General features: G+C 59.9%; 11 protein-coding genes and 1 pseudogene. 8 read left to right on the top strand and 4 right to left on the bottom strand.

The window, feature by feature from the left end:
• Positions 1 to 109: cold-shock protein (locus tag LG661_RS23880; RefSeq protein ID WP_230534497.1), on the bottom strand; the 109-nt coding region annotated here is incomplete at its 3' end.
• 280 nt (positions 110 to 389) lie between these two features.
• On the opposite strand from LG661_RS23880, the pseudogene LG661_RS23875 reads away from it, so the two are divergent.
• Both LG661_RS23875 and LG661_RS23870 read left to right on the top strand, forming a co-directional pair.
• Positions 390 to 896, top strand: a pseudogene (locus LG661_RS23875) (glutathione binding-like protein); the annotation flags it as partial.
• Between the two features lie 230 nt (positions 897 to 1,126).
• Positions 1,127 to 1,297, top strand: coding sequence for a hypothetical protein (locus LG661_RS23870; RefSeq protein WP_230534496.1), 171 nt, complete (start codon positions 1,127 to 1,129; stop codon positions 1,295 to 1,297).
• Between the two features lie 133 nt (positions 1,298 to 1,430).
• Here LG661_RS23870 and LG661_RS23865 read toward each other — a convergent pair whose 3' ends face one another.
• A complete protein-coding gene (locus tag LG661_RS23865) occupies positions 1,431 to 1,655 on the bottom strand; it encodes a hypothetical protein (protein ID WP_230534494.1) in 225 nt (74 codons plus the stop codon).
• An 87-nt stretch (positions 1,656 to 1,742) separates the two neighbouring features.
• A complete protein-coding gene (locus LG661_RS23860) occupies positions 1,743 to 2,717 on the bottom strand; it encodes a calcium-binding protein (RefSeq protein ID WP_230534493.1) in 975 nt (324 codons plus the stop codon).
• Between the two features lie 255 nt (positions 2,718 to 2,972).
• Here LG661_RS23860 and LG661_RS23855 point away from each other — a divergent pair, with 255 nt between their 5' ends.
• From LG661_RS23855 to LG661_RS23830, 6 genes are all read left to right on the top strand, one after another.
• On the top strand, positions 2,973 to 3,296 hold the full coding sequence (locus tag LG661_RS23855) for an ArsR/SmtB family transcription factor (RefSeq protein WP_230534492.1): 324 nt from the start codon (positions 2,973 to 2,975) through the stop codon (positions 3,294 to 3,296).
• Positions 3,293 to 3,724 carry an SRPBCC family protein gene (locus LG661_RS23850; protein WP_230534490.1) on the top strand — a complete coding sequence of 144 codons (432 nt, stop codon included), beginning with the start codon at positions 3,293 to 3,295 and terminating at the stop codon, positions 3,722 to 3,724. The genes LG661_RS23855 and LG661_RS23850 overlap by 4 nt, the downstream gene beginning before the upstream one ends.
• Before the next feature lie 57 nt (positions 3,725 to 3,781).
• The gene (locus LG661_RS23845) at positions 3,782 to 3,982 is read left to right on the top strand and encodes a hypothetical protein (RefSeq protein ID WP_230534488.1); all 201 of its coding nucleotides are present in this window, start codon (positions 3,782 to 3,784) and stop codon (positions 3,980 to 3,982) included.
• 255 nt (positions 3,983 to 4,237) lie between these two features.
• The gene (locus LG661_RS23840) at positions 4,238 to 4,675 is read left to right on the top strand and encodes a nuclear transport factor 2 family protein (protein ID WP_230534487.1); all 438 of its coding nucleotides are present in this window, start codon (positions 4,238 to 4,240) and stop codon (positions 4,673 to 4,675) included.
• A gap of 70 nt (positions 4,676 to 4,745) precedes the next feature.
• Positions 4,746 to 5,111, top strand: coding sequence for a nuclear transport factor 2 family protein (locus tag LG661_RS23835; protein WP_230534486.1), 366 nt, complete (start codon positions 4,746 to 4,748; stop codon positions 5,109 to 5,111).
• Between the two features lie 39 nt (positions 5,112 to 5,150).
• Positions 5,151 to 6,002: an alpha/beta fold hydrolase gene (locus LG661_RS23830; protein ID WP_230534485.1), complete on the top strand. Its 852-nt coding sequence runs from the start codon at positions 5,151 to 5,153 to the stop codon at positions 6,000 to 6,002.
• On the opposite strand, the gene LG661_RS23825 is transcribed toward LG661_RS23830, so the two are convergent.
• On the bottom strand, positions 5,983 to 6,600 hold a 618-nt coding region (locus LG661_RS23825; RefSeq protein WP_230534484.1), incomplete at its 5' end, for a hypothetical protein. The two genes, LG661_RS23830 and LG661_RS23825, sit on opposite strands and share 20 nt — an antisense overlap.

Raw genomic sequence — 6,600 nt, 5'->3', positions numbered from 1 at the left:
CGCGCTCGAGAGCGGTGGCATGGACGAACACGTCCTTGCTGCCGTCATTCGGCTGGATGAAGCCGAAGCCCTTCATTTCGTTGTAAAATTTTACAGTGCCCGTAACCATGGGGTAGCCTTTCGTGATTGTCGCAGATGCACGTAAGTAAAGGCGCGCAAAAGCGCGACTTTGACTCGATTCTTCGATATGATGGTAAGAAAGTCCGAACGTGCGCCTGGAAAGACCAAAAGCGAAACGACCCGATTGTCCGGCCAAAATCCGATAAAAGCTATATAGGTCTTTTTCAAGTTAATAACAAGTGCCGCCTTTAATTACCTTCCTCTACTGCCAACAATCCTAATCGCCCATGACTTGCGAGCGAACGTCTGGAAATGATCGATGCTGTTGAATGGCAATCCTCAACCACCTCGGAGCACGGGGGATCGGCAAGGGACTGTCCTATGCACAAGGCACGGCCGGGTTCGACCGGCTCAACCAGGTTCTGGCGTTCCTCAACACGAGCTTCTTCGCCGCCTTCGGCCCGCTCTAGTACGCTCTTGAGCATGGGGTTGAAGGATCCGCCAGGGACGTCCTCAGGGCCTACGGAGTGGCGAAGGTGGCCAAGGCTCATGCCGACCTGGAAGGAATCCTTGGCGACAAGGAATGGCTGCTGGGAGATCGGCGCACGTTGGCGGATGCCTACTTCATCGGCATCGCGCGGTGGACCGAGTATCACGACGTTGTCGATCGCCGCGACTATCCCGGCTTGCAGCGACTGTTCGAGAAGCTAGAGGCGGATCCGGCGGTCCGGTTCGCGCACGCAGTCGAGCGGGGCGAGACCGCTGTCAGCGGAGGCGAGTTCCTGGGCGAAGTCACGTTGGACGACATTCTCCGCCAACAGGCGCTCGCCGCCTGATGCAGCACGGAAAGCCCGCCTCACGCTCTGAGGCGGGCCTTTGCCCCTTGAACCCGTTTGCAGACCACACCCGCTGAAGGTCCGTTGAGTATCGTCCGAGGCGACCATTGGTGAGGTCCTGGGCGACATTTGCGGCGTCTTGCACGCGCAAGAGAACACGCCCAATCTCGCTGCCGGCACCATCTGGAACCAGCACATCAAGGCATACCTGGAGGAGCGGTTGCTCCCGAATGGCGGCTATTGGCACGAGGCGGAAGTACGCCGATGTTCTGCAATGGCTCGATGAACGGACCAATACATGGCCCCACTTAGCAGCCAACACGCTCTTCGAACTCGACTCGTTCGGCTATCTCGCCGACTGCGTGCTCATCAGTCTTGAGCAAGGAAGCGAGTTGACATGAGGGCATTGGATGCTGCTCGCCCGGAATGCGGGCTATACCGTGGAAGCTTGGCGCAGTCCTAGAGCCAACATCTGGGAGGTCAGACCAGAACATCACTGCGCTCCTCGCGGCCATCCTAGTAGGAGCCGTACCTCTACTGACGCCGATTTCGTATCTCTGCAAGAGCCGCCCCCAAAATGGCAGTGCCTGCTGCAAGCCCGACAAGCTCCAGAAAAATGTGAGCCAGCGGACTTTCATTGGGAATCTCGCCAGCAAGGGCATGGTGAACCTGATGAGCCGCCGCAATCATCATGCCGAGAAAGGCTCCAAGGAAGGCCGAATTCGACCTGCTCCAGCGCCTTGCGTAGCCGTATTTCATGAGATCTTGTCCCACTGCAGATCCGGATACAGGCGAGTGCTCTCGGCCTCCGGAGGCCTCAGAGATGCTCGCCTGTACCCAGCGTGATCAGAAGACGAAGTCGTACTCGGTCAGGTGAGCTTTGACCTTCAGGATAATCGTGCCTTCATCCGTTTCGATTTTGGCTGTCCGGCCCTTGTAGACAATCTCGTCGGCAATCTGGCCAAAGCTCGTAACCCCGGCATCGCGAAGGTCGAGCAGATCTTGTCCCTGCTTGAAGTCGCGAACCCGGTCCTTCCCGAACCCGGCACCAAAGGTGAAGGTGTCCTGACCCGCGCCGCCAACGAGGAAGTCATTGTCGGCTCCGCCGTTCAGAGTGTCGTTGCCCTTGCCGCCTATGACACGATCTTTGCCGGCTCCGCCCTTCAGAAGGTCATCGCCGCTGCCGCCATAAAGACGATCCTTGCCCGCGTCTCCTGAGAGCTCGTCATCGTCAGCTCCTCCTGACACATAGTCATTGCCCTTGTCGCCAACGATATCATCCTCGCCGTCACGCCCCCACAGGCGGTCATTTCCGCCATCGCCGTCGAGGTCGTCGTCATCATCGCCTCCGTCGAGCCGGTCCTTGCCGGAGCCGCCGCGGACCTTATCGCTGCCCCGCCCTCCGAAGATATTATCGTCCCCGCGGCCGGTGCTGATCGCGTCGTCATCATCACTGCCGAAGATGTCGTCGTCGTCGAGGTCCTCGTCTTCCTCTTCGTCTTCGTCTTCGTCTTCGTCTTCGTCTTCGTCCTCCTGCTCAAGATCAGCCATATCGAGGAACTTGGCTGCAGAGAGGGAGAGGCCGGAGCTGGTTGCCGTGCTCGAACCGTCAGAAAGCGTGATGCTTTTGATCGTGCCGCTTATCGGGAGCCCGAGGGCGGTATCCCCGGGGAATCCGGTTCCGGTCAGAGCCAACGTGTAGCCGGCATACTCACCAGACTTGAATTCGACTTTCCAGGACGCGGGATCGGCTGCGGAAACAGTAAACTTTTGCTTGAAGAGATCCTCGATGAGATCGAGGTCAATGAACTTCAGGGACATGAGGTCCACCCTTTTCTCCGGCCTAGGAAGTGTTGCTCTTGGTTGGAACTTAAGCCGGCTATAGGGAATAAAGGCAGAACCTGGGCAGGCCCACAATCGTTAAAGTATAGTTAATGCGCAAACCGCCGCTTGCGAATTCGCAGCATAGCCGGCGACCTGTGACGACGATCGTTGGGTCACTCCACGTTCCTGATTGACTAATTCATAACCACACTGTTATCAATCTGATTAATCACCAGTGAGTTATGAGTCGCGATGCCACAGCCCCATGATGCCCTTTTCAGAGCGCTTGCCGATCCAACGCGACGGGCGATCTTCGAGCGACTGTGTCGCGACGGAGACCAGACGGTGGCCGCCCTAACTGCTCACGCCAAGGTCTCACAACCGGCTGTCTCAAAGCACCTCGGCGTGCTGAAGCAGGCCGGGCTGGTACGCGACCGTCCCGAAGGTCGTCAGACGCACTACAGCGCACAACCCAAAGCCTTAGCCCCGTTGATCGATTGGACAAGTCAGATGGCCACCTTCTGGCAAAACCGGTTCGACGATCTCGAAGACTTGCTCAAGAGGATGGACCAATGAATGACCTATCGACCGAAGCGCGCTCCGTCGTCGTAGAGCGGGAGATCCCTCATCCGCCGGAAGAGATCTGGCGCGCGCTCACCCAGCCGCACCTGATCGCGGAATGGCTCATGAAGAACAACTTCGCGCCTGTCGTGGGCCACCGCTTCAATCTTCGCGGAGACTGGAGCGGCGTGTTGGATTGCGAGGTCCTCGCCGTCGAGCCGAACAACACGTTGTCCTACACCTGGGATTTCAAGCACGACGATGCCGCCTTCAACCTGAAGAGCGTGGTGACCTTCACCCTAACCCCAACGAGCCGGGGAACTTTGTTGCGCATGGAGCAGGTGGGCTTCCGGCCCGATCAGAAGCAGGCCTATGGAGGCGCAAAGGCGGGGTGGCAAGGGTTTTTTGCAAACCTGGAGCAGGTCTTAACCCGCATCGATTGAAGGCCACTGCCGAACGGGTCGCCTGATCCGCTCGGTTCGTGTTCAGAGGAAGTCACAATGAATTGGAACAGATGGGTTCGGCGGGGACACCGTTGGCTGTCGATTATCTTTACGATGACGGTCATCGCCAACTTCGTTGCAATGGCGCTGGGAGAACCTCCTGCCCTGGTGGTCTACTCGCCACTGCTCCCGCTCTTCCTGCTCCTGTTCACAGGCCTCTACATGTTCGTGTTGCCCTATGCCAATCGGCCCAGATGACCGACCTCATGGGCAGCGCACGTGGAATTCGGCGGTGACGATCCTTCAGTATCATTTCGATGGACTGTTCCGTCCTTCGCGGGAAGCATAGTCGATGCGTGGCCCGGCGTGCCTGTCGACGGCCACTCGCGGCGGCGTACGCGTCTTTTGCCGCTCATTACCCCCGAGGTAATCGACCGCTTTCCTTTCCCCTGACAGGATCAACCACATCAACGAGCCGCGCCGGGATCCGGCCCGAATAGCAAGGAGAGCACCATGACTGTAACGTCCACCGCCGCCGCAAGCTCCGTCGCCGACGCCACCCGAGCCGTCGTGCAGGAATTCCTTGCCGCCCGGCTGGCCGGGGACACCAAGCGGCTCGTCTCGCTCTTTGCCGATGAGGTCGACTGGGTGCTCGCCGAGAACCCTGCCGCCCCGTGGATCCGTCCGCGCTCCACCGCCGCCGATTGCGCCGCCCAGTTCACGGAACTGATGGAGTACACCGTGCCCGAGGACGCCCGCGCCTCCGTCGACACCTTCCTCGTTGACGGGACCGACGCCGTGCTGATGGGGCACCTATCGGGCACCGTTCGCGCGACGGGCAAGACCTTCGCGGGCCCGTTCGCGCTGCACCTCACCGTCGAGAACGGTCGGATCACCCGGCACCGCCTTTTCGAGAACAGCCTGTCGATCGCCCAGGCCTGCATCCCGTGAGAGCGCCGGCATCCGGTGTCTAATAGCCACCCACCACCAACTGATTCTACCAGCCGCAAGGAGATTTCCCATGACCGACGCCGCAATCATCGCCCACCGCTACATCGAGCTCTGGAACGAGACGGATCTGCAACGCCGCAAGACCCTGCTGGTCGAACTTTGGAATGCGAACGGCACCTACCTCGATCCACTCATGCAGGGGCAGGGCCATGATCAGATCGAAGCTCTCATCTCGGGTGTGCAAAGTCAGTTCCCCGGCTTCCGCTTTGCTCTCGTTGGTCAACCCGACGGCTATGGCGACCAGGTGCGCTTCTCCTGGCAACTCGGCCCCGAGGCAAGCGGTGGCCCGATCAAGGGTACGGACTTTGCCACGATCGAGAACGGCCGCCTCAAAACCGCGGTCGGCTTCCTCGACCAGGTGCCCGCAGCGGCCTGAACCAGGCGTAATTGCCTCACAACGGCGGAGATCAAGCCGATGAGTGCCTCGACCAGAGACGCCCACATCCTGGGCCCGAACACCATCATGACTGCACAAGGTGCTGCCTTGTTCTACAGGGACTGGGGCACAGGCGACCCAAACCTGTTCCTGGCGGGCTGGACACTCGCCTCGGATATGTGGGCCTATCAGATGGAGCCCCTGTCGCGGCAGGGATTCCGCTGCATCGCGTTTGACCGGCGTTCACATGGCCGCTCGAGCGATCCGGGCCGGGGCTACGATTACGAGACCCTTGCGGACGATCTCGCGGATGTCATCAAGGCTCTGGGGCTGGAGAGCGTCACTCTCGTGGGACATTCCTTCGCCAGCGGAGAGGTCGTGCGCTACCTGACGCGGCATGGCTCGGACCGGATTGCCCGGGTCTTGCTGGTCGCTCCGGCAGCGATCCCGTTCCTGTTGAAGGCCGATGACAACCCAACTGGGATACCGGGATCGGCGTTCGAGAAGGCACGAGGCGCCATCCTGGGCGATTTTGCCGGGTGGATGGAGGCCAATACCGAACCGTACTTCGGGCCCGGCACGTCGCCGCTCATGATCGACTGGACCGTTCGGATGATGACCCAGACCTCGTTGCTGGCGGCCGGCGAACTGAACCGGATCCAGGTAACCACCGATTTCAGGCCCGAGCTCGCACGGTTGGATGTGCCGGTGCTGATCATCCATGGCGACAGTGATGCCTCTGCCCCGCTCGAACTGACCGGGCGTCCGGCGGCTTCCCTGATCCCGGGAGCTCGCCTGGTGGTGTATGAGGGAGGCCCGCACGGGCTCTACTTCACACACAGGGAGCGCCTGAACCGGGACCTCGTCGAATTCATCCGCAATGGCGGCTGACGCCTTGTGATGTCGACCGATCATGGGTTGAGAGGCGAACACCGGAATTCCAAGGTCCATCGAATGCTGGAAGCGCACAGGTCGGAGACTGCCCTCGGTAAGATGACTGGAGGTAGGCCCAGCTATTGCGGTTTTCCATTCTTTGCTGGCGCAGGACGAGCGCTCGTTTGGGCTTGCGCCAGAGCCGGATGCGGTACTGGTAGTCGGTAAAGTCGAGACCCGTAATCTCCTGTCCAAAGAACGGAGAACATTTGCGCATCTGGTAGGCGTACTCGTGTCGACTGGTCAGAAATTGAGCTCCCGCGACAGGAGAACGGGTCAGGATGTCGCGCCATTCGGTCACCCACCACGTCCTGACCGGCCGGCCTTGGTCAGGAACAAGGAGCCTTTCGCGGGCACGGTCGATGACTGTTGGATCCTTCCTGACCTGGCGAGCAATAAAGCGATGCACAATCAGCTTCGCCCGGTGGTTCACATCTTCCGTGTTGATCAAGGTCATGTGAAAACCGGCCCAAGGGCGGATGCCCAGTCGAACAGTTTGTGGAGCATTGGATCTAGCACTACTTTGGCAGGTATGAGGAACCGGGCGGGGCCTGCC

It is taken from the genome of Microvirga roseola, assembly GCF_020866965.1.
GTDB classification, from domain to species: domain Bacteria; phylum Pseudomonadota; class Alphaproteobacteria; order Rhizobiales; family Beijerinckiaceae; genus Microvirga; species Microvirga roseola.
Note: the sequence above shows the minus strand (reverse complement) of the source record. Positions and strands in the feature narration are given on the sequence as shown.